The 23,298-nt window shown below is 57.1% G+C and carries 18 protein-coding genes; 11 read left to right on the plus strand and 7 right to left on the minus strand.

All coding sequences use genetic code 11. From position 1 onward, the window contains the following. Positions 1-2: 2 nt before the first annotated feature. The 6 genes from dapA (at position 3) to ypfH (ending at position 6,460) form a co-directional block, all read left to right on the plus strand. The gene (dapA, locus tag ACOTZP_RS09715) at positions 3-881 is read left to right on the plus strand and encodes a 4-hydroxy-tetrahydrodipicolinate synthase (protein WP_003860542.1); all 879 of its coding nucleotides are present in this window, start codon (positions 3-5) and stop codon (positions 879-881) included. A gap of 16 nt (positions 882-897) precedes the next feature. Continuing rightward, positions 898-1,932 (plus strand): outer membrane protein assembly factor BamC, encoded by a 1,035-nt coding sequence (bamC, locus tag ACOTZP_RS09720; RefSeq protein ID WP_161177184.1) that lies wholly within the window; start codon positions 898-900, stop codon positions 1,930-1,932. A 109-nt stretch (positions 1,933-2,041) separates the two neighbouring features. Next, positions 2,042-2,755 (plus strand): phosphoribosylaminoimidazolesuccinocarboxamide synthase, encoded by a 714-nt coding sequence (gene purC, locus ACOTZP_RS09725; RefSeq protein ID WP_001171626.1) that lies wholly within the window; start codon positions 2,042-2,044, stop codon positions 2,753-2,755. A 120-nt stretch (positions 2,756-2,875) separates the two neighbouring features. Beyond that, positions 2,876-3,745, plus strand: a complete 870-nt coding sequence (locus ACOTZP_RS09730) for a neutral zinc metallopeptidase (protein ID WP_022648970.1) — start codon at positions 2,876-2,878, stop codon at positions 3,743-3,745. After that, positions 3,745-5,691 carry a tRNA(Met) cytidine acetyltransferase TmcA gene (locus tag ACOTZP_RS09735; RefSeq protein ID WP_271074575.1) on the plus strand — a complete coding sequence of 649 codons (1,947 nt, stop codon included), beginning with the start codon at positions 3,745-3,747 and terminating at the stop codon, positions 5,689-5,691. The genes ACOTZP_RS09730 and ACOTZP_RS09735 overlap by 1 nt, the downstream gene beginning before the upstream one ends. Before the next feature lie 73 nt (positions 5,692-5,764). Continuing rightward, positions 5,765-6,460 carry an esterase gene (gene ypfH / locus ACOTZP_RS09740; protein WP_271074576.1) on the plus strand — a complete coding sequence of 232 codons (696 nt, stop codon included), beginning with the start codon at positions 5,765-5,767 and terminating at the stop codon, positions 6,458-6,460. A 38-nt stretch (positions 6,461-6,498) separates the two neighbouring features. Here the strand turns inward: ypfH and ACOTZP_RS09745 are convergent, their stop codons facing one another. The 3 genes from ACOTZP_RS09745 to ACOTZP_RS09755 are packed head-to-tail and all read right to left on the minus strand — an operon-like array spanning position 6,499 to position 8,208. After that, positions 6,499-6,696, minus strand: coding sequence for a YpfN family protein (locus ACOTZP_RS09745; protein ID WP_000383991.1), 198 nt, complete (start codon positions 6,694-6,696; stop codon positions 6,499-6,501). Positions 6,697-6,720: 24 nt separating this feature from the next. Next, the gene (dapE, locus tag ACOTZP_RS09750; protein ID WP_017383496.1) at positions 6,721-7,848 is read right to left on the minus strand and encodes a succinyl-diaminopimelate desuccinylase; all 1,128 of its coding nucleotides are present in this window, start codon (positions 7,846-7,848) and stop codon (positions 6,721-6,723) included. 3 nt (positions 7,849-7,851) lie between these two features. After that, positions 7,852-8,208 carry an ArsC family reductase gene (locus tag ACOTZP_RS09755; protein WP_045309148.1) on the minus strand — a complete coding sequence of 119 codons (357 nt, stop codon included), beginning with the start codon at positions 8,206-8,208 and terminating at the stop codon, positions 7,852-7,854. Between the two features lie 387 nt (positions 8,209-8,595). On the opposite strand from ACOTZP_RS09755, the gene ypfM reads away from it, so the two are divergent. Next, the gene (ypfM, locus tag ACOTZP_RS09760; protein ID WP_100181659.1) at positions 8,596-8,655 is read left to right on the plus strand and encodes a protein YpfM; all 60 of its coding nucleotides are present in this window, start codon (positions 8,596-8,598) and stop codon (positions 8,653-8,655) included. A gap of 110 nt (positions 8,656-8,765) precedes the next feature. Here the strand turns inward: ypfM and acrD are convergent, their stop codons facing one another. Both acrD and narQ read right to left on the minus strand, forming a co-directional pair. Further along, entirely contained in the window at positions 8,766-11,879 is a 3,114-nt protein-coding gene (gene acrD / locus ACOTZP_RS09765; RefSeq protein ID WP_045621185.1) for a multidrug efflux RND transporter permease AcrD, read from the minus strand. A gap of 141 nt (positions 11,880-12,020) precedes the next feature. Further along, positions 12,021-13,715 carry a nitrate/nitrite two-component system sensor histidine kinase NarQ gene (narQ, locus tag ACOTZP_RS09770; protein WP_421633702.1) on the minus strand — a complete coding sequence of 565 codons (1,695 nt, stop codon included), beginning with the start codon at positions 13,713-13,715 and terminating at the stop codon, positions 12,021-12,023. Positions 13,716-13,867: 152 nt separating this feature from the next. Between narQ and aegA the strand changes: the two genes are divergently transcribed. The 3 genes from aegA to ACOTZP_RS09785 all read left to right on the plus strand — a co-directional run bounded on the left by aegA (position 13,868) and on the right by ACOTZP_RS09785 (position 17,655). Next, positions 13,868-15,844, plus strand: a complete 1,977-nt coding sequence (gene aegA / locus ACOTZP_RS09775; RefSeq protein ID WP_271074578.1) for a formate-dependent uric acid utilization protein AegA — start codon at positions 13,868-13,870, stop codon at positions 15,842-15,844. A gap of 67 nt (positions 15,845-15,911) precedes the next feature. Further along, positions 15,912-16,502 (plus strand): GDP-mannose pyrophosphatase NudK, encoded by a 591-nt coding sequence (nudK, locus tag ACOTZP_RS09780; protein WP_048965538.1) that lies wholly within the window; start codon positions 15,912-15,914, stop codon positions 16,500-16,502. Positions 16,503-16,611: 109 nt separating this feature from the next. Continuing rightward, positions 16,612-17,655, plus strand: coding sequence for a DUF1176 domain-containing protein (locus ACOTZP_RS09785; RefSeq protein ID WP_023300667.1), 1,044 nt, complete (start codon positions 16,612-16,614; stop codon positions 17,653-17,655). Positions 17,656-17,736: 81 nt separating this feature from the next. Here the strand turns inward: ACOTZP_RS09785 and tkt are convergent, their stop codons facing one another. Beyond that, entirely contained in the window at positions 17,737-19,725 is a 1,989-nt protein-coding gene (tkt, locus tag ACOTZP_RS09790) for a transketolase (protein ID WP_022648960.1), read from the minus strand. A gap of 19 nt (positions 19,726-19,744) precedes the next feature. Next, a complete protein-coding gene (gene tal, locus ACOTZP_RS09795; protein WP_022648959.1) occupies positions 19,745-20,695 on the minus strand; it encodes a transaldolase in 951 nt (316 codons plus the stop codon). Between the two features lie 286 nt (positions 20,696-20,981). Here tal and maeB point away from each other — a divergent pair, with 286 nt between their 5' ends. Next, a complete protein-coding gene (gene maeB, locus ACOTZP_RS09800) occupies positions 20,982-23,261 on the plus strand; it encodes an NADP-dependent oxaloacetate-decarboxylating malate dehydrogenase (protein ID WP_023300666.1) in 2,280 nt (759 codons plus the stop codon). Positions 23,262-23,298: the final 37 nt, after the last annotated feature.

The following is a 23,298-nucleotide window of genomic DNA, read 5'->3' on the forward strand; positions in this document are numbered from 1 at the left end:
TCATGTTCACGGGAAGTATTGTCGCGCTTGTTACACCGATGGATGAAAAAGGTAATGTCTGCCGGTCAAGCATGAAGAAGCTCATTGATTACCATGTCGCCAATGGAACCTCGGCGATCGTTTCGGTAGGGACTACCGGTGAATCCGCCACGCTGAGCCACGAAGAGCACGGCGATGTTGTGATGCTGACCCTGGAACTGGCGGACGGGCGTATTCCGGTCATCGCGGGTACGGGCGCAAACGCAACGGCAGAGGCCATTAGCCTGACTCAGCGTTTTAACGACAGCGGCATTGTTGGCTGTCTGACGGTGACCCCTTACTACAACCGCCCAACTCAGGAAGGTTTGTTCCAGCATTTCAAAGCCATCGCTGAACATACTGACTTGCCACAAATTCTGTATAATGTGCCGTCCCGTACCGGTTGCGATATGCTGCCGGAAACCGTTGGCCGTCTCTCGAAAGTAAAAAATATTATCGGGATTAAAGAGGCGACAGGGAACTTAAGCCGCGTTCATCAGATCAAAGAGCTGGTTTCAGACGACTTTATCCTGTTGAGCGGTGATGATGCGACCGCACTGGACTTTATGCAGCTCGGTGGTAACGGCGTGATTTCCGTGACGGCGAACGTGGCGGCGCGTGATATGGCTGACATGTGCAAACTGGCCGCAGCCGGTCACTTTGATGAAGCTCGCGTGATTAATCAGCGTCTGATGCCGTTGCATAATAAATTATTTGTCGAACCCAATCCGATCCCAGTGAAATGGGCATGTAAGGAGTTGGGGCTTGTAGCAACCGACACGCTGCGTCTGCCAATGACACCGATTACCGACCATGGTCGTGAAATTGTCGCTGGCGCGCTGAAGCATGCCGGTTTGCTGTAAAGTTTAGGGAGATTTGATGGCTTATTCAGTACAGAAGTCGCGCCTGGCCAAGGTTGCGGGTGTTTCGCTTGTTATGCTCCTCGCTGCCTGTAGTTCAGACTCGCGCTACAAGCGCCAGGTGAGCGGTGATGAATCCTATCTGGATGCGCCGCCGCTTGCTGAACTTCACGCGCCTGCCGGCATGATCCTGCCGATCCAGAACGGTGATTATAATATTCCGGTTACCAACGGCAGCGGCCTGGTGGGTAAAGCGCTCGATATTCGTCCGCCAGCTCAGCCTCTGGCGCTGGTGAGTGGCGCGCGCACGCAGTTCACCGGTGATACAGCTTCTCTGCTGGTGGAAAGCGCACGCGGTACCACGCTGTGGCCGCAGGTTGTGAGCGTCATTCAGTCGAAAAACTATACGATTGATAAACGCGACGACGCCAGCCAGACCTTAACCACCGACTGGATTGAGTGGAACCGTCTCGATGAAGACCAGCAGTATCGTGGTCGTTATCAAGTCTCCGTTAAGCCGCAGGGTTATCAGCAGGCGGTTACCGTTAAGCTGTTGAATCTTGAGCAGGCAGGTAAACCGGTTGCCGATCCGTCCGCCATGCAGCGCTACAGTACCGAAATGCTGAACGTGATTGCAGCGGGTCTGGATAAGAACGCTGCTGATGCCGCAAACGCCGCGCAGAACCGTAACGGCTCAACGTTTGACGTGCAGAGCGGTGCAGACGATACCGGCCTGCCAATGCTGGTGGTGCGTGCGCCGTTTAACCAGACCTGGCAGCGTCTGCCAGCCACGCTGGAAAAAGTGGGCATGAAGGTGACCGACAGCACCCGTTCAACGGGCAGCATCACAGCGACCTATAAGCCGCTGTCTGAAAGTGCCTGGCAGGATCTGGGGGCAAGCGATCCACAGCTGCCTTCCGGTGACTACAAAATCCAGGTCGGCGACCTCGATAACCGCAGCAGCCTGCAGTTTATCGATCCGAAAGGACACACGCTGACCCAGGCGCAGAACGATGCGCTGGTCGCTGCCTTCCAGGCCGCATTCAGCAAATAATAGTGAGGGCTGGTTAATCCAGCCCTTTTTATTTTCGTGCCACGCAAACGTGTGCGTGGCATAATATCGCCAGTTTTGAATACAAATCATCACACCAGGAGTAATGAAGATGCAGAAGCAAGCTGAGTTGTATCGTGGCAAAGCGAAAACCGTATACAGCACGGAAAACCCGGATCTGTTGGTGCTCGAATTCCGCAATGATACGTCAGCAGGAGACGGCGCACGCATTGAGCAGTTCGATCGTAAGGGCATGGTGAACAACAAGTTCAACCACTTCATTATGACCAAACTGGCCGAAGCCGGTATCCCGACTCAGATGGAAGCGTTGTTGTCCGATACGGAATGTCTGGTAAAAAAACTGGATATGGTGCCGGTTGAGTGCGTGATCCGTAACCGTGCCGCAGGCTCCCTGGTGAAGCGTCTGGGCATTGAAGAGGGTATCGAACTGAATCCACCGCTGTTCGATCTGTTCCTGAAAAACGACGCCATGCATGACCCGATGGTCAACGAATCCTACTGCGAAACCTTCGGCTGGGTCAGCAAAGAGAACCTGGCGCGCATGCAGGAACTGACCTACAAAGCCAACGACGTGCTGAAAAAGCTGTTTGATGACGCGGGCCTGATTCTGGTCGACTTCAAGCTGGAGTTCGGTCTGTACAAAGGCGAAGTGGTGCTGGGCGACGAATTCTCTCCGGACGGCAGCCGCCTGTGGGACAAAGAGACGCTGGATAAAATGGACAAAGACCGTTTCCGCCAGAGTCTGGGTGGCGTGGTCGAAGCGTACGAAGCGGTTGCTCACCGTTTAGGCGTTAAGCTCGACTAAACTGCGCATTTGCCAAAGGATGTTGGCATCCTTTGGCGTCTTATCCTTGTTTACTATGGTAATCCTTTCATTAACCGCCTACGATCATAGCTATTATAAATGGAATAGTTCGAGGTGTTTATGCGCTGGCAAGGGCGTCGTGAAAGTGACAACGTAGAAGACAGACGCAGCAGTGGTGGCGGTGGTCCGTCTATGGGCGGGCCAGGTTTCCGGTTACCCAGCGGCAAGGGCGGCATTATTCTGCTGGTCGTCGTGCTGGTGGCGGGCTACTACGGCGTCGACCTGACCGGTTTGATGACCGGTGAAACCGGGCAACAGCAGCAGTATTCTCAGCGCTCCATCAGCCCGAATGAAGATGAAGCGGCAAAATTTACTTCCGTTATTCTCGCGACGACTGAAGATACCTGGGGTCAGCAGTTCGAGAAAATGGGGCGGACTTATCAGCCGCCAAAACTGGTGATGTACCGGGGCGCAACCCGCACCGGCTGCGGCACCGGGCAGTCCGTTATGGGGCCGTTCTACTGCCCGGCGGACAGCACCGTCTATATCGATCTCTCCTTCTATGACGACATGAAAAGCAAGCTGGGCGCCGACGGCGATTTTGCCCAGGGCTACGTGATCGCGCATGAAGTCGGCCACCATGTGCAGAAGCTCCTCGGCATTGAACCTAAAGTACGTCAGATGCAGCAGAATGCGTCTCAGGCGGAGGTGAATCATCTCTCCGTACGCATGGAGCTTCAGGCCGACTGCTTCGCTGGCGTCTGGGGACACAGCATGCAGCAGCAGGGCGTGCTGGAAACAGGCGATCTGGAAGAGGCCCTGAATGCCGCACAGGCGATTGGTGACGATCGCTTGCAGCAGCAAAGCCAGGGGCGCGTTGTGCCGGACAGCTTTACCCATGGTACCTCAGAGCAGCGCTACAGCTGGTTTAAGCGTGGCTTTGACAGCGGCAACCCGTCGCAGTGTAATACCTTCGGCAAAGCTATGTGATGTTGGGGGTTGAACAGCTGGTTAACCAGCTTCAGCGTACCGGGCACCGCCGGCTGGTGGTGCTTAGCGGCGATGAAGCGTGGACGTTGAGCCAGGCGACCATCCTGCGCGATACGTTACCAGGAGACTGGCTGTGGCTGGAGGAAAACCCCTCTAAGGCCATCAGCGGCCTGCTGGGACGTGAATATCTGCACGCCGTTTTTGACGCGCGTCGCGGGTTTGACGTCTCGGCCTTCGCCGCCCTCAGCGGGACCCTGCGCGCCGGAAGCCTTCTGGTGCTGCTGGTGCCGCCGTTCTCCGTCTGGGCTAACAGGCCCGACGCGGATTCTCTACGCTGGAGCGACAGCGCAGAGCCGATCGCCACCCCGCACTTTGTTTCCCATTTTTGCCGGACGCTGGCCGCCGATTCAGATGCTATCGTCTGGCATCAACATCGTCCTCTGTGCCTTCCCGTTGCGCCAGATTTACCCGCTTGGCAGCCCGCCAGCGGTGAACCGCAGCGCGAGCAGGCTGCGATCCTCGATGCGCTTCTGACCATGCCTGCTGGCGTGGCTGCCGTGACGGCCCCGCGCGGACGAGGAAAGTCCGCCCTGGCGGGCATGTTGCTCAACGGCATTCAGGATAGTGCTGTAGTGACCGCACCGGCAAAAGGGGCGACGGATGTCATCGCGCGTTTCGCCGGGGAACATTTTCACTTTATGGCCCCGGATGCGCTGCTGGCCTCCACAACAGAAGCTGACTGGCTGATTGTCGATGAGGCGGCCGCCATCCCCGGCCCGCTGCTCGAGAAACTGACGATGCGCTTTTCCCGCGTGTTGTTGACCACTACGGTGCAGGGTTATGAAGGCACGGGCAGGGGATTCCTGCTGAAGTTCTGCGCCCGGTTCAGCGGTCTGCGGCGATATACCTTATCAACCCCTGTACGCTGGGCTGCCGGATGTCCTCTTGAGCGAATCGTGGCGAACGCGCTGCTGTTCTACGATGCGCTTATCGATCGCAAACCGGCAGGGGAGGTAAGTTTAACGTCGCTGGAGCCCGGGGTGTGGGAGAGCGATCCGGCGCGCGGGGCAGGCGTGTATGAACTGCTGTGTGCCGCGCACTACCGGACGTCCCCCCTCGATTTACGCCGGATGATGGACGCGCCGGGACAGCATTTTGCTGTTGCTCAGGCGGGCGCGGAGATCGCTGGCGCGCTCTGGCTGGTGGAGGAGGGCGGCTTATCCCCAGAGCTTAGTCGCGCGGTGTGGGCGGGATTTCGTCGGCCGCGTGGAAATCTGGTGGCACAGTCGCTGGCTGCCCACGGCGGATCGCCTCTCGCGGCGACGCTGAAAGGCCGACGCGTCAGCCGTATTGCGGTTCATCCTCATCGCCAGCGGGAAGGCATCGGCCAGGGGCTGATCCGCAGTGCCAGCGGAGAAGATTATCTCTCGGTCAGCTTTGGCTATACCGACGAGCTGTGGCGTTTCTGGCGGCAGTGCGGGTTTGTGCTGGTGCGAATGGGCAGCCACCGGGAGGCCAGCAGCGGGTGCTATACGGCGATGGCGTTGCTGCCGCTGAGCGAGGCGGGGCATCAGCTCTGCGAAGAGGCGCATCAGCGTTTATGTCGTGATATGCGGGTCCTGTCGGCCTGGAATGGCGAAAAGATCCCGGTGATGGATGCATGGGAAGCTACCCTTAATAGTGACGACTGGCTGGAGCTGGCGGGGTTTGCCTTTGCGCACCGGGCGTTTTCAACCTCGGTTGCGGCGCTAACGCGATTGTTGTTAGCCGTGGATATGCCGCTCCCGGCGCTGCGTGGGAAAATGGAAGGGAATACGCACGATTTCGGGCGCAAAGCGTTGCTGGCGAAGCTACGCGAGGAAACCGCTCACGCGCTTGAAAGGCTTGATTACTCTCGTAGCCAGCGGCTGAAAGCCGACATTTTGCAATGGCAATTTTTTCAATGACTTCTTCAGTAAAGTGGCATGGTCATTACCCCGCAGAGGCGTAAAATCCTGCTTAACAATTAAGGAGATCGCCATGAAACATGACCATTTTGTTGTGCAAAGCCCGGATACACCTGCTAAACAGCTACTGCTTCTGTTTCATGGCGTGGGCGACAATGCCGTCAATATGGGACAGATTGGCAGCTGGTTTGCACCCGTTTTCCCACACGCGCTGATCGTCAGTATCGGCGGCGTGGAGCCCTGCGGTCCGGACGGGCGGCAGTGGTTTTCCGTCGAGGGCGTGACGGAGGAAAATCGTCAGGCACGTATTGATGCCGTTATGCCAGCCTTTATCAATACCGTGCGTTACTGGCAGCAGCAAAGCGGCGTAGGTGCCAATGCAACAGCGCTGATTGGCTTCTCTCAGGGCTCAATCATGTCGCTGGAAAGCGTAAAAGCGCAGCCCGGACTGGTGTCCCGCGTGATTGCCTTCAATGGGCGTTTTGCGACGTTACCGCAAAGCGCGACCACGCAGACCACGATCCATCTCATTCATGGGGGTGAAGACCGGGTAATTGAGCTTTCGCATGCGGTTGCGGCCCAGGACGCGCTGATGCGTGAAGGCGGGGATGTGACGCTGGATATCGTGGACGATCTGGGGCATGCCATTGACGATCGCAGCATGCAGTTCGCGCTCGGTCATCTGCGTTATACCGTACCGAAGCACTACTTTGATGAAGCGCTCAGCGGCGGTAAGCCGAATGACGATGATATCGTCGAGTTTATGTGAGGTTTCCCCTCTCCCTAGGGAGAGGGGAAACAAAGCGATTACTTCTTCTGGTCCTTCTTCGGCCAGTCGTCTTCATCGTCCCACTTGTCGTTAAAATCACGGTGCGGCGGAAGATCCGGTTTGTTGGCAAGGAACTTTTTGTGGTCAACGCGCTTGAGATCTTTAATCACGTTAAGCAGCACGCCTACCAGAAATACCAACACCAGAATCCACCAGTACTTTGAAAGCCAGTCCATTCGCTAATCCTCTTTAAGCACCCGTCAGGCGACGAGCTGCTCCATAATACGTTGATACATGCGGGCCAGCAGTTGTAAATCGGCAGCGTTCACGCATTCATTGATTTTGTGAATCGTCGCGTTAACCGGACCCAGTTCGACAACCTGTGCGCCCATGCGGGCAATAAAGCGTCCGTCAGATGTGCCGCCCGTTGTCAGCAGCTGTGGCTTAATTTCATTATAGTGCGCAATGGCGTTCACTACCGCATCCACCAGTTTACCGCGCTGCGTCAGGAACGGCTGGCCAGACAGCCACCAGTCGAGGGTATAGCGCAGCTGGTATTTCTCTAGCAGCGCAATCACGCGCGCTTTTATCATCTCGTCGGTCAGTTCGGTGCTGAAGCGGAAGTTAAACTGGACGAAGAGATCGCCGGGAATGACGTTGTTGCTGCCGGTGCCGGCCTTGATGTTGGCTATTTGCATGCTGGTTGGCGGGAAAAATTCGTTGCCTTTATCCCATTCAATGCCCACCAGTTCGTTCAGCATCGGCGCGGCGCGGTGTACCGGGTTATCCGCCAGGTGCGGATAGGCAACGTGGCCCTGCACGCCATGAATGGTCAAATTGCAGGTCAGGGATCCACGGCGGCCATTTTTCACCACATCGCCCACCACTTCGGTACTGGACGGTTCGCCCACCAGACAGTAGTCCAGACGTTCATTGCGCGCCATCAGCGCCTCAACGACCTTCACGGTGCCATTGTGGGCGCTGGCTTCTTCATCGGAGGTAATCAAAAACGCAAGACGGTTTTTATGGTTCGGATGCTGGGCGACGAAACGCTCTGCCGCCACGACCATCGCAGCCAGGGAACCTTTCATATCCGCAGCGCCGCGTCCGAAAAGCATGCCGTCGCGGATGGTTGGCTCAAAAGGCGGGTTGATCCAGCGGTCTGCGTCGCCTGCGGGAACTACGTCGGTATGTCCGGCAAACGCCAGCGTCTCCCCCTGACCGCGCCATGCCCAGAAGTTCTGCGTATCGCCAAAATCCATGTGCTCGACGGTAAAACCGATGGCACGCAGGCGCTCAATCATTAATGCCTGACAACCTGCGTCGTCCGGGCTAAGGGAAGGACGGCGAATAAGCTGCTGAGTCAGCTCAATGACCGGGCATGACATAGACTACACCTCAACGAATAAATCTGAATAAAGGGTTTCACTGAAACCCAGCAGCATAGGCTGACCTGGCTTGCAGAGCAATGGGCGTTTGATGATTGCCGGCATTTCAAGCATCAGTTTGGCTGCGCTGTCGGCGTTGTTGATCGTGGCCCGGAGAGATTCATCCAGTTTTCGCCAGGTGGTCCCGCGGGTGTTCAGCAGCGCTTCCCAGCCCAGTTCGTTGATGGCGGAATGGAGAAACGCGGGGTCAAGCCCGTCGGCACGGTAATCATGGAAGCGATAGTCGATGTTGTGTGCTTCCAGCCAGCGGCGGGCTTTTTTAATCGTATCGCAATTCTTAATGCCGTACATCACAACCATAGTGAATCCTTTTGTTCTTGTGTGGATTAAATGTTCAATATTTTCGAAGATATATCCTTAAGTGGAATATAACATATTCGGAATTTTTCGTGATTTACAATTCTCCATAATTTAACGAACAGCTGTACGCTGAATAGTGTTCCATCTTTTAAGCATAGTTGTCCACTCTGTATAAATTGCCAATAAACTCAGGGGGAAATTAAAAATGCTGTCATTTTTCTGACTATTTCAAAATATTGCTGTAGGTCACATAAAATTTACCCGGCAACGCTCATAGTGATCCTAAACCTACCTGCACAGCGAGGCTCAATCACAGCAATCGGTTAAAGTGGCTTCACAATGATGATACGTTTTCGTAGAATGCACATAATAATAAGAGAGGTTGTTATGATTGAACATGAACTGGGGAACTGGAAAGATTTTATCGAAGGCATGCTTCGTAAATGAATTTCCGGTAAGAAATGCAAGAGCACTTAATTAACTAAAATAACCATAGTGTGAAAGAATCACACAATAAAAAGGCGGCCTGTAAAGCCGCCTTTTTTTATTTCAACGGGTTATTCCGGCTTATCCTTCAGCGGGAAACGACGGCGTATCAGCACAAAGAACAGCGGTACGAAATAGATAGCCAGAATCGTCGCGGAAATCATTCCCCCCATAACGCCCGTTCCCACCGCGTGCTGGCTGCTGGAGCCTGCGCCGGAGCTGGTGGCCATCGGCAGGACGCCAAATACAAACGCCAGAGAAGTCATCAGGATCGGGCGCAGGCGCTGACGACAGGCGTGCAGCGTGGCGGCCATCAGTTCGTGACCTTTGGCATTCATCTCATTGGCAAATTCGACGATCAGAATGGCGTTTTTCGCCGACAATCCGATTACGGTGAGGAGTCCGACCTGGAAATAGACATCGTTTTCCAGGCCACGCATCCAGGTTGCCAGCAGCGCGCCGATGACCCCGAGAGGCACCACCAGCATTACCGAGAACGGCACTGACCAGCTTTCATACAGCGCCGCCAGGCAGAGGAACACCACCAGCAGCGACAGGGCATACAGGGCAGGCGCCTGCGCGCCGGAAAGCCGTTCCTGGTAGGACATCGCCGTCCACTCCAGGCCAAAGCCGGTCGGTAACTGCTGAACCAGTTTTTCCATAATGTCCATTGCAGTACCGGTACTGACGCCAGGCGCGGCTTCACCGACAATCTCCAGCGCCGAATAGCCGTTGTAACGCTCCAGACGCGGCGAACCGGTCTCCCAGCGTGACGTCGCAAACGCCGAGAACGGCACCATGCCGCCGGTGTTATTGCGCACATACCAGCGGTTGATATCGTCCGGCAGCATGCGGTATTTGGCAGCAGACTGAACGTAGACCTTTTTCACGCGACCGCGATCCATAAAGTCATTCACGTAGCTTGAGCCCCATGCCGTTTGCAGGGTGTCGTTAATGTCGTCGATGGAGACGCCCAGCGCCTGCGCTTTACGCTGGTCGATATCCACCTGTAGCTGAGGGCTGTCATCCAGACCGTTATGACGAACGCGGGTAAGCTGCGGCTCTTTCCCGGCCAGCTCGAGCAGTTTATCGCGAGCTGCCATCAACGCGTCATGCCCGGCACCCGCGTGATCCTGAAGCTCCATATCAAATCCGGCTGAGCTGCCCAGGCCACTGATAGCGGGCGGGCTGCTGGCGAAAACGCGCGCTTCCTTGATTTTGTTGAACGCTTTAGTTGCACGTTCAATGATGGCAAAGGAGGAGCCGCTATCGCTGTCGCGCTGGTCCCAGTCTTTCAGGCGCACAAACATACGCGCCACGTTCTGCCCGTTACCGCCAGGGCCAGAGCCGACGGTGGAGAAGACGGAGACCACGTTATCCTTCTCCTGAGTATGGAAGTAGTTCTCAACCTTCTGCACCACTTTCAGGGTCTGCTGCTGGGTCGAGCCGCTCGGTAACTGTACGGAGGTGATAAACATGCCGCGATCTTCCAGCGGCAGGAACGAGGTTGGCAGCCGCAGGAATAAGAAGACCATGCCGCCGAGCAGCAGGACATAGACCACCATCCAGCGCACGCTGCGGTGCAGTACTTTACCCACGCCCGCTTCATAGCGCGCCGCATTTCGGTTAAACATGCGGTTAAACCAGCCGAAGAAGCCTTTTTGACCGTGGTGTTCGCCCTTATGCAGCGGTTTGAGCAGCGTCGAGCACAGAGCAGGGGTAAGGATCATCGCCACCAGTACGGAGAGCACCATCGCAGAGACGATGGTGATCGAGAACTGGCGATAAATCGCGCCCGTAGTGCCGCCAAAAAACGCCATCGGGATAAATACCGCCGACAGCACCATGGCGATACCGACCAGCGCACCCTGAATTTGCCCCATCGATTTACGCGTGGCCTCGCGGGGCGAAAGCCCTTCCTCGCTCATGATGCGCTCGACGTTTTCCACCACCACGATGGCATCATCCACCAGCAGGCCGATGGCCAGCACCATGGCGAACATGGTCAGGGTGTTGATGCTGTAACCGAAGGCATACAGCACCGCAAAGGTTCCCAGCAACACCACCGGCACCGCAATGGTGGGGATCAGCGTGGCGCGGAAGTTTTGCAGGAACAGGTACATCACGAGGAACACCAGCGCGATAGCTTCGAGCAGGGTTTTCACCACATCTTCGATGGAGGCTTTTACGAATGAGGTGGTTTCGTAGGCGACTTTGTACTCCAGTCCGTGCGGGAAGTAATGCGACAGCTCATCCAGACGCTCTAACACCCGCTGCGCGGTCGCCATTTCGTTAGCGCCGGAGGCCAGTTTCACCCCCAGGCCGGACGCAGCATTGCCGTTAAAGCGACTCAGGTAGTCATATTTTTCTGCCCCCATTTCCACGGTGGCGACATCCCCCAGACGCACTTCCGAACCGTCCTGATTCACGCGCAGAGTGATATTGCGGAACTGTTCAGGCGTCTGGAGCAGCGACTGGGAGTTGATGGTGGCGTTAAGCGCCTGGTTATCCACGGACGGCGTACCACCGAGCTGCCCCACGGCAATCTGAGCGTTCTGCGATTCGATGGCGTCGGTGACATCTTTGGCGGTCATCTGCACGCTGTTCAGCTTGTTGGGATCCAGCCAGATACGCATGGAATACTGCGAGCCGTAGGCGTCGATATCACCCACGCCGTTGATACGGCTGAGCGGGTCCTGAATATTACTGGCGACGTAGTCCGCGATGTCCTGCTTATCCATCGAGCCATCGGTTGAAACAAACGCGATGGTCAAAATATTGGTGTCACCGGTCTTACGCACGGTCACCCCCTGGTTCTGCACCGCCTGAGGCAGTTTACGCAGGGCCGATTGCAGCTGGTTTTGCACCTGCTGCACCGCTTCGTCCGGATCCGTGCCCGCCGTAAAGCTCAGGGTTACCGTCGCCTGGCCCGTGGCGCTGCTCTGCGAGGACATGTACATCAGGTTATCAAGACCCGTCATGTTCTGCTCGATAACCTGCGTGACGGTATTTTCCAGCGTCTGTGCCGAGGCGCCAGGGTAGTTCGCCGTGATACGCACGTTAGGGGGGGCGAGGTCGGGGTATTGCTCAACAGGAAGGGAAGTAATCGCCAGGACACCCGTCAGACACAACAGGATTGCTAGCACCCAGGCAAAAATGGGGCGATCGATGAAAAAATTCGCCATTAAAATGTGACCTCGTTTTGCTGCACGTCATTATTGTTTATTGCCCGCCTAACTTTAGCGGTAAGGCCCAGGTCAAACGTGGAGAAATAAAGGAGATAATGTAAATTATCATGCGCTTTTTTCAGCGCGCCTTCTTTCCCGCTATTTTTCAGCCTGCGCCGCAGGTGTCCGGAACGTCACGCTGACCTGTGTACCGCCCTGTGGCGGCTGAGAAAAGTGTAATGTTCCGCCGAGCCGTCCCGCGCGTTCGCGCATGATATTCAGCCCGTAATGCCCCGGCGGTTCACTGGCGTCGCCGATACCAATACCGTTGTCGCGGATCGTGACCGTGTGAGTACCGTCCGCGGTGGTGACGCAGCTGACCACAATCTCGCTGGCGTCGGCATGTTTAATCGCATTCAGCACTGCCTCACGCACAATCTGTAAGAGGTGCACCTGTTTTTGCGCGTCCAGCGCAAGCGATGAGAGACGGCAGTCAAGCACCAGCTTCGCGCTGGTCTGGCTTTGCAAACCGTCGAGAGACTCCTGTAGCGCGGCAGGAAGATTGGCGTGGTTGAGCGTCAGGCGGAAGGTGGTGAGCAGCTCGCGTAGCTGATGCCAGGCGTTATTCAGCTCGCGGGAGAAGTCCGTAATGATGGTCTGCGCCGGGGCATTGTCGCCCGGCACGGCATGCTTCAGCAGCGTAAGCTGAATACGCAAATAGGAGAGCACCTGCGCCAAAGAATCATGTAGCTCACGCGCGATGGTGGCGCGCTCTTCCATCAGCAGCAACTGCTGATAATGTTTCTGCGCCTGATTGAAATAGAGCCCCCGGCCCAGCATCGTCGCCACGCTTTCCATGAGCGGCAGCGGAACATCCCCGGTCGCGCTTTGCCAGCGCAGTTCGCCGTACAGGGTGTCCTGCATTAATACCGGTAAATTGTGCATTTTCTCGCCCGGGGACTCCTGTCCTTCGTAAAGCTGCCAGTCGTCACTGGTGCGCAATTGCAGGTAATTCATCTGCGTATAGTCATGCACAATTTGCAAAATATGCCGGAAGCAGTGGCTGTCTATCTGCCCGGTATTCAACGCCTGTGAGCATTTGAACAGCATTTCAAGCTGCTGATGCGCTTCATTCAGGTGGCGGGTTTTTTCGGCAACGGAGTGCCCCAGGGAACGGTACAGGGTGTGTAATTCCGCCGACATATGGTTGAAGGCGCGGGAAAGCTGGCCCAGCTCGTTGGGAAGCATAATATCCGGCGCGGGGGTATCGAACTGCCCCTGTTCGATACGCTCGCTCGCTGCCACCAGATTATTCAGCGGCAGCACAACCTGACGGCGGATGCGCCGCAGGGTCATCACCGCCAGCAGCAGGATGCCCAGGCCGCCCGTCAGCGACATGAAAATCACCAGCTGAATCTTATGTTCGGTGTAGTACTGTAGCGCCAGCACAAAGGCATCTATCCGGCCCACGAAATCCTCTATGTGGCTCTGATACCACCCGGTATCGCCGCTGGCGATATGCGTGTCCATCTCCTGCCAGCCAAGCTGCAACTGCTGGTAACGCTGTTTGACGTCCTCTGGCACATACCAGCGGTTTAGCTTCTGCAACGCAGGCGCGCTCAGCGTTTTCTGCCAGACCGCGCGGTGCTCTGCCAGTGACGGGCTGGCGCGCTGCATTTCGTAGCCCAGGCGGTAGCTCTGCATGCGCAGCGATCCGGCGATGTTAATCGCCTCGGCGTCGCGCTGGCTGCTGGCGAGTGTAACCAGCGCAATGGCGCTGATCAGAACGGACAAGACAATCATCGAAAAGAAAGCCCGAGCCAGGCTTCCCGATACGGGGCGTTTAACGGTCACTCATCAGCTTCCTGAATTAAATTGATCTGCCACAGGTTCACTGGAAATAGTTCGCCTTCCTGGGCATTTGAACATTGCGTCGCCATGCCACTGTGGGTAAATACGATAACAATATAAAGAATAAGGTTATTGAACCAAAAACAGGTGTTGTTATGAAACGTTTTATTATGGCCAACGCTCAACAGTGTATCGGTTGTCGCGCCTGCGAAGTTGCCTGTGTGATGGCGCACAACGGGGAGCAGCACGCGCTGAGCGAGCGCCATTTTCATCCCCGCATTACGGTCCTTACCTCTGGCTTGCGAAAAAGCCCAGTGACCTGCCACCACTGTGAAAATGCGCCCTGCGCGCAAAGCTGCCCGAACGGAGCCATCACGCAACACAGCGACAGCGTACAGGTCAATCAACAAAAATGCATTGGCTGTAAAGCCTGCGTGGTGGCCTGCCCGTTTGGCACGATGGACATGCTGATCACCCCGCTTGAAAACGACAGCGTAAAGGCCTCGGCGCACAAATGCGACCTCTGCCTGGAAAGGCCGCAAGGCCCGGCCTGCGTTGAAAACTGCCCGGCGGAGGTGCTTACGCTCGCCACCCCAGCCGTGCTGGATAAGCTGGTTAAACAGCGCCGACAGCGCAGCGCAAGGCTGGACGCGCTGCCGTGGCACAGCGAGGTGGTTCAGTCAGTCCCTCCGCAAACCAAACGGCAACAGATGCAAAATACCCCGGCGCGCGGTGAGCCGGATAAGCTCAGCCCCGACGCGCGCGCCGGCCATTTTAACGAGATCTACTTGCCGTTTCGCCCGGAACAGGCGCAGCGCGAAGCATCCCGGTGCCTGAAATGTGGCGACCACAGCATTTGCGAGTGGACCTGCCCGCTGCATAACCATATTCCGCAGTGGATTGAGCGGATCAGGGCGGGGGATATCATCGGTGCGGCTGAGCTTTCTCACCAGACTAACTGTTTACCGGAAATTACCGGCCGCGTCTGTCCACAGGATCGATTATGTGAAGGCGCCTGCACCCTGCGGGATGCGTCAGGGGCGGTAACCATCGGTAATATCGAACGATATATCTCGGATCGGGCGCTGGCGATGGGCTGGACGCCGGACGTCAGCCACGTTACACCGGTCGGTAAGCGCGTCGCCATCATTGGTGCCGGTCCGGCAGGGCTGGCCTGTGCCGACGTACTGGTGCGCAGCGGCATCGGTGTGACGGTCTACGATCGCCATCCGGAAATCGGCGGATTGCTGACCTTTGGTATTCCGGCCTTCAAGCTGGATAAATCCCTGTTAGCGCGGCGCAGAGAGATATTCAGTGCGATGGGCATCCGCTTCGAGCTGAACTGCGAGGTGGGAAAAGACGTGTCGATGGCCCAACTGCAAAACGACTACGATGCCCTGTTCATCGGCGTAGGGACCTATCGTTCCATGAAAGCAGGTATCCCTCATGAAGACGCGCCGGGCGTGTACGACGCGCTGCCGTTTTTAGTGGCAAATACGCGGAACGTGATGGGCCTTGACCCTGCTGCAGACGAGCCGTTTATTGACACGCAGGGGTTAAACGTGGTGGTGCTCGGCGGGGGCGATACGGCGATGGACTGCGTGCGCACCGCGCTGCGACATGGCGCGGCGAAAGTAACCTGCGCCTATCGGCGGGACGAGGCCAACATGCCGGGCTCAAAGAAAGAGGTTAAAAACGCGAAAGAAGAGGGCGCGGCGTTTGAATTTAATGTCCAGCCGGTTGAGCTCACGCTGGATACCGACGGGAAGGTCAAGGGTATCCGGATGCTGCGCACCCGTCTGGGCGAGCCGGATGCGCAGGGGCGGCGTCGTCCTGTCCCGGTGGCGGGCAGTGAGTTTGTCATGCCAGCGGATGCGGTGATCATGGCGTTTGGGTTTAATCCGCACGCCATGCCGTGGCTTCAGGCGCAGGGCGTTGAAACCGACGACTGGGGGCGCATCAGGGCCTCCGTGGAGAGCCGTTACCGCTACCAGACCTCGAATCCGCAGATTTTTGCTGGCGGTGATGCGGTACGTGGTGCGGATCTGGTGGTCACCGCGATGGCGGAAGGGCGCCATGCCGCGCAGGGGATCATGGACTGGCTTGGCGTGCCGCCGCGCAACATGCATTAACGCAGACGGGCGACAAAGCGGGCATCACGGCGTAGTATAAACAGACTCATTTTGCCGTGGAGCCCGTATGTCCCTGAACATTACCGTTATTAAAGACAAAATCCTTTCTGAAAATTACTTTGTCCTGCGTAACATCACTTACGATCTCACCCGTAAGAGCGGGGACGTCATTCGCCATAAACGCGAAGTCTACGACCGGGGCAATGGTGCAACCATTCTGCTGTATAACCGTGAAAAGCAAAGCGTGGTGCTGATCCGCCAGTTTCGCATCGCGACATGGGTCAATGGCAACGCGGACGGACGTCTGATTGAAACCTGTGCAGGTCTGCTGGACGACGATGAGCCGGAAGTGTGTATCCGCAAAGAAGCCATTGAAGAGACGGGCTTTGAGGTGGGGGCGGTGCAGAAAGTCTTTGAGCTGTTTATGTCCCCTGGCGGGGTTACCGAGCTGGTTCACTTCTTCATTGCGGAGTACACCGATGCCCAGCGCACGCACCGGGGCGGTGGCGTGGACGATGAAGACATTGAAGTGCTGGAAATGCCTTTCGCTCAGGCTGTCGACATGGTGAAAAGCGGCGAGATCCGCGACGGTAAAGCGGTGATCCTGTTGCAGTATCTGCAAACCAGCGGTTTGATGAATGCTGCGGCGGTAGCGTGATAAGTTGTATTTCAGATAAATCTATCCGATAAATCCGATTGAGCCAGCCCGCCCAGGGCACGAAGATACGCCCCAGATTGACCTATTCGTTTCCGGGGCTGTGCCGTTCATGCGCTACTGCGTTTTTCTTCTCTTCTTCATTTGCGTGCTTCCCGCGCCTTTGGTGTGGGCTGCGCCTGCGCAGCAGTCTTTTTCAGACTGGCAGGTGACCTGCAATAACCAGAATTTCTGCGTAGCGCGCAACACCGGCGAGCATCGCGGTCTGGTCATGACGCTGAGCCGCAGTGCGGGGGCAAAAACGGACGCCAGCCTGCGCATCGATCTCGGCGGTCTTTCGACGCCTCCGGTGAAAGAGCCTGACATTGCCCCGCGCCTGCTGCTCGACAATGTGCCGCTTCAGCTCACGTCGCAACACTGGCAGTTAACCCCCTGGCATCTTAAAACAGACGATACGGGCACCATCACCACGTTTCTGAAAACCATTCAGGAGGGGCAGGCGCTGACCCTGCGCGGGGGGAAGCAGACAATCTCTCTGGCCGGTCTGAAAGCGGCGCTGCTGTTTATTGATGCCCAGCAAAAACGCGTCGGAAGTGAAACGGCATGGATTAAAAAAGGAGATAGTCCACCGCTGAGCGTGCCGCCTGCGCCGGCATTAAAAAAGGTGGCAGTGGTGAACCCCACGCCAACGCCGCTGACGCATAACGAACTTAACGATCTGCTGGATTACGGTACCTGGCGCATGAACCACAGCCAGTGCTCCCTCGATCCGAACCGGCGTGAAGTGCGCGTGACCGCATTGACCGATGACAAAGCGCTGATGATCATCAGCTGTGAGGCGGGGGCGTACAACACCGTCGATCTGGCGTGGCTGGTGTCGCGTAAAAAACCGTTTGCTGCCAGAAGCGTGAGATTGCGCCTGCCGTTTACCCCTTCCAGCCAGAGTAGCGACATGGAGCTGATGAATGCCAGCTTCGATGAAAAGACGCGCGAGCTGACTACGCTGGCACTGGGACGCGGGATTGGCGACTGTGGGATCCAGACCCGCTGGCGTTTTAACGGCCAGCGCTTCCGCCTGGTGCGCTACGCGGAAGAGCCAAGCTGCGATAACTGGAATGGGCCAGATGCCTGGCCCACGCTGTGGATCACAAGGTAGGGCGCTGTCGCTTACCGGGCCTACGTTTTAGCGATTTGTAGGCCCGGTAAGGCGTAGCCGCCACCGGGCACGAAGACGGCACTACAGCACGCTCAGCGCCTTCTCCACCACGTTCTCAACGGTAAAGCCGAAGTACGGGAACAGCTTATCGGCCGGGGCGGATTCACCGTAACCCTTCATGCCGACAATCGCCCCTTTCAGACCCACATATTTGTACCAGTAGTCGGCAATGCCAGCTTCAACCGCCACGCGCGCCGCGACGTTTGAAGGCAGCACCGATTCGCGGTACGCCTCATCCTGGGCATCAAAGATATCCGTTGAAGGCAGGGAAACCACGCGCACCGCGTGACCCTCGGCGGTCAGTTTCTCGGCCGCTTTTACCGTGATTTCCACCTCTGAACCGGTGGCAATCAGGATCACGTCCGGCTTACCGCCGCTGTCTTTCAGGATGTACCCGCCGCGGGCGATATTTTTCACCTGCTCCGGCGTGCGCTCGATCTGCGCCAGGTTCTGGCGCGACAGGATCAGCGCTGTGGGTCCGTTATGGCGCTCTACGGCCAGCTTCCAGCCCACAGCCGCTTCAACCTGATCGCACGGACGCCAGGTACTGAAGTTTGGCGTCAGGCGCAGGCTCGCCAGCTGCTCTACCGCCTGGTGCGTCGGCCCATCTTCACCCAGTCCGATGGAGTCGTGGGTATACACCATGATTTGCCGCGCCTTCATCAGGGCCGCCATACGCGCCGCGTTACGGGCATATTCAACAAACATCAGGAAGGTGGCGGTGTACGGCACGAAGCCGCCATGGTGGGCGATACCGTTGGCAATGGCGGTCATCCCGAACTCGCGCACGCCGTAGTGGATATAGTTTCCGGCAATGTCTTCCTTCAGGGATTTAGAGCCAGACCAGATGGTGAGGTTACTTGGCGCCAGATCCGCCGAGCCGCCCAGCAGTTCGGGCAGGACAGGGCCAATCGCGTTCAGGGTGTTTTGTGACGCCTTACGGGTGGCAATTTTCGCCGGGTTAGATTGCAGGTTTTCAATCAGCGCCTGAGTTTTCTCTTCCCAGTCTTCCGGCAGGCCACCGCTCATGCGGCGGTTAAATTCGGCCGCCAGCTCTGGATACGCTTTTTTGTAGGCAGCAAACTTCTCGTTCCAGGCCTGCTGCGCTTTTTCACCTGTTTCGCGAGCATCCCAGGCCCTGTAGATCTCTTTTGGGATCTCAAAGGCCGGGTGTTTCCAGCCCAGTTTCTGGCGGGTCAGCGCCACTTCCTCTTCACCCAGCGCCGCGCCGTGCGCCTCTTCTTTACCCGCTTTGTTCGGCGAGCCGAAGCCGATGGTGGTGCGGCAGACGATCAGGGACGGTTTGTCCTTTACGCTCTGCGCTTCCTGAATCGCTTTTTTCACCGCCTCAGGATCGTGACCGTCGATCTCGTGAACCACGTGCCAGTGATAGGCTTCAAAGCGTTTCGCCGTGTCGTCGGTAAACCAGCCCTCGGTTTCCCCGTCAATGGAGATGCCGTTGTGATCGTAGAAGCCAATCAGCTTGCCCAGCCCCAGGGTGCCCGCCAGCGAGCAGACCTCGTGGGAGATCCCCTCCATCAGGCAGCCATCACCCATAAAGACATAGGTGTAGTGATCGACAATCTCGTGGTCGGGCTGGTTGAACTGCGCGGCCAGCGTACGCTCTGCAATCGCCAGGCCGACGGCATTCGCCAGCCCCTGGCCCAGCGGGCCGGTAGTGGTTTCAACACCCGGCGTATAGCCGATCTCCGGGTGGCCCGGCGTTTTGGAGTGCAGCTGGCGGAAGTTTTTTAACTCCTCAAGCGGCAGATCGTAACCGGAGAGGTGCAGCAGGCTGTAGAGCAGCATCGAGGCATGACCGTTGGAGAGAATAAAACGGTCGCGATCGTACCAGGTCGGATCGGTCGGGTTGTGCTTCAGGAAGTCGTTCCACAGCACTTCGGCAATATCAGCCATACCCATGGGGGCGCCAGGGTGGCCGGAATTGGCTTTTTGTACGGCATCCATGCTGAGGGCGCGAATGGCGTTGGCGAGCTCTTTACGGGACATAGTTCACTCCGTGGCAAGGTTAAAGTTTGGCGGCGAGAAGATCTTCGAGTTTGCGCTGGTCGACGGCGAACTGGCGGATGCCATCCGCCAGTTTTTCCACGGCCATTGGATCCTGATTGTGCTCCCAGCGGAATTCCGCTTCGGTCATGGGTTTCGGTTTGGGCAGAACGGTAGAGGTCGGTACCAGCTTGCGGATCACCGTCTCTTCACTCTCCTGAAGCTTTTTCAGCAGGTCAGGAGAGATGGTCAGACGGTCACAGCCCGCGAGCGCCAGGATCTGCTCGGTGCGGCGGAAGCTGGCCCCCATCACGATGGTCTCGTAGCGATGCTGCTTGTAATAATCGTAGATATTACGCACCGATTTTACGCCAGGATCTTCTTCCACCACGTACGGATCCATTGGCTGTTTCGCCTGATACCAGTCGTAGATACGCCCGACAAACGGTGAAATCAGGAACACGCCCGCTTCGGCGCAGGCACGCGCCTGGGCGAAGGAGAACAGTAGCGTCAGGTTGCAGTGGATCCCCTCTTTCTCCAGCACTTCCGCCGCGCGGATGCCTTCCCAGGTAGACGCAAGCTTGATCAGAATGCGTGACTTATCGATCCCCTGCTCCTGGTAGAGTTCCACTATGCGGCGGGCCTTGTTAATGCTTTTTTCCTGGTCGAACGAGAGGCGGGCGTCCACTTCGGTAGAGACGCGCCCCGGTATGCTTTTAAGAATTTCCGCACCGATATTGACCGCCAGCTTGTCGCTGGCTTCGGCGACCTGCTGTTCCTGCGTTTTCCCGCGCTGTTTGCCGTAGGCAAGGGCGTCATCAATCAGATGACTAAAGTGCGCAAGACCGGCCGCCTTGAGCAGCAGAGAGGGATTGGTGGTCGCGTCTTCCGGCTGGTAGTGACGAATCGACTCGATGTCGCCGCTGTCTGCAACCACGGTGGTAAATTGTTTGATGCCGTCTAGCTGGTTCATAATTACTCCTTGGAAATAAAAGAGTTAGTCGAGTGCGTTAGTTCACACTTCTGAGAAAATCATGATGGACTTAACAAAAAAGCATAGCAGACGGGGGAGGCATTGCTTTCTGAGACGGGTAACATGGCTGTTATAAATTGATAACAATTTTTATTCTGCAATGGTGAGAGTTTGGCAGCCTTCAAAGTTTAGGAGCCTGCCTGCGGCGATACTATGCGGCACACCAGGGTGTGCATAGGAACGTCGACATCACCCTTTTTGACCGAAACGTGAAAGGAATAACAAGATGGATGATCAGTTAAAACAAAGCGCTCTCGATTTTCACGAGTTTCCTGTTCCGGGTAAAATCCAGGTATCCCCGACCAAACCGCTGGCGACCCAGCGCGATCTGGCGCTGGCCTACTCGCCGGGCGTGGCTGCTCCGTGTCTGGAAATCGAAAAAGATCCGCTGGCAGCGTACAAATACACTGCGCGCGGCAACCTGGTGGCCGTTATCTCTAACGGTACGGCGGTGCTGGGGTTAGGGAACATCGGTGCGCTGGCTGGTAAGCCGGTGATGGAAGGGAAGGGCGTTCTGTTTAAGAAATTTGCCGGTATCGACGTCTTCGATATCGAAGTGGACGAACTGGATCCGGATAAATTCATCAACGTGGTGGCGGCGCTGGAGCCGACCTTCGGCGGCATCAACCTGGAAGACATCAAAGCGCCGGAATGTTTCTATATCGAGCAGAAGCTGCGCGAGCGTATGAACATTCCCGTGTTCCATGACGACCAGCACGGCACGGCGATTATCAGTACCGCCGCCATTCTGAACGGCCTGCGCGTGGTAGAGAAAAATCTCTCCGACGTGCGCATGGTGGTCTCCGGCGCAGGCGCCGCGGCCATCGCCTGTATGAACCTGCTGGTGGCGCTGGGCATGCAGAAGCACAATATTGTGGTCTGCGACTCCAAGGGCGTGATCTACAAAGACCGCGAGCCAAACATGGCGGAAACCAAGGCGGCCTATGCGGTGGAAGACGACGGCAAGCGCACGCTTGAAGACGTGATTGACGGTGCTGACATTTTCCTCGGCTGTTCAGGCCCGAAAGTGCTGACCCAGGAGATGGTGCAGAAGATGGCGCGCGCGCCAATGATCCTGGCCCTGGCGAACCCGGAGCCGGAAATTCTGCCGCCGCTGGCGAAGGCGGTGCGTGAAGACGCTATCATCTGCACCGGACGTTCGGACTACCCGAACCAGGTGAACAACGTGCTCTGCTTCCCGTTCATCTTCCGCGGGGCGCTGGACGTCGGCGCCACGGCGATCAACGAAGAGATGAAGCTGGCCGCCGTTCATGCTATCGCAGAGCTGGCGCACGCCGAGCAGAGCGAAGTGGTGGCCTCCGCCTACGGCGATCAGGATCTGAGCTTCGGCCCCGACTACATCATCCCTAAACCATTTGACCCGCGTCTGATCGTGAAGATCGCGCCAGCGGTGGCCAAAGCGGCGATGGACTCCGGCGTGGCGACACGGCCGATTGAAGATTTCGATGCCTACGTCGATAAACTCACCGAGTTCGTTTACAAAACCAACCTGTTTATGAAGCCGATCTTCTCCCAGGCGCGCGCCGACGCGAAGCGCGTGGTGCTGGCGGAAGGGGAAGAGGCGCGCGTGCTGCATGCCACGCAGGAGCTGATCACCTTAGGGCTGGCGAAACCGATCCTGATTGGTCGTCCGAGCGTGATCGAGATGCGTATTCAGAAGCTCGGCCTGCAAATAAAGCCGGGCGTGGACTTTGAGATCGTTAACAACGAATCCGATCCGCGCTTCAAAGAGTACTGGAACGAATACTATTCGATCATGAAGCGTCGCGGGATCACCCAGGAGCAGGCGCAGCGGGCGGTGATCAGCAACACCACGGTGATCGGCGCGATCATGGTTCATCGCGGTGAGGCGGATGCGCTGATCTGCGGCACCATCGGCGAGTACCATGAGCATTTCAGCGTGGTACAGGAGATCTTCGGCTATCGCGAGGGCGTCCATACTGCCGGCGCAATGAACGCGCTGCTGCTGCCAAGCGGTAACACCTTTATCGCCGATACCTACGTCAACGACGATCCCTCCCCGGACGAACTGGCGGAAATCACCGTTATGGCGGCGGAAACCGTGCGCCGCTTTGGTATCGAGCCGAAAGTGGCGCTGCTGTCGCACTCAAACTTCGGGTCATCCAAATCCGCGGCGGCGTGCAAAATGCGCCAGACGCTGGACCTGGTGCGCGAGCGTGCGCCGGAGCTGATGATCGACGGCGAGATGCACGGCGACGCCGCGCTGGTGGAGAGTATTCGTAATGAACGTATGCCGGACAGTCCGCTGAAAGGCTCGGCGAACGTGCTGATTATGCCGAACGTTGAAGCGGCGCGTATTAGCTATAACCTGCTGCGCGTGTCGAGTTCTGAAGGTGTGACCGTCGGGCCGGTACTGATGGGGGTGTCAAAACCGGTACATGTGTTAACGCCGATTGCCTCCGTGCGTCGTATCGTCAACATGGTGGCGCTGGCGGTGGTTGAGGCGCAGACGCAGCCGCTGTAATTTATTGCCCTCGCCCCTCACCCTAACCCTCTCCCCA

Origin of the sequence: Enterobacter cloacae complex sp. SYL001 (genome assembly GCF_049237025.1) — a bacterium.
GTDB classification, from domain to species: domain Bacteria; phylum Pseudomonadota; class Gammaproteobacteria; order Enterobacterales; family Enterobacteriaceae; genus Enterobacter; species Enterobacter intestinihominis.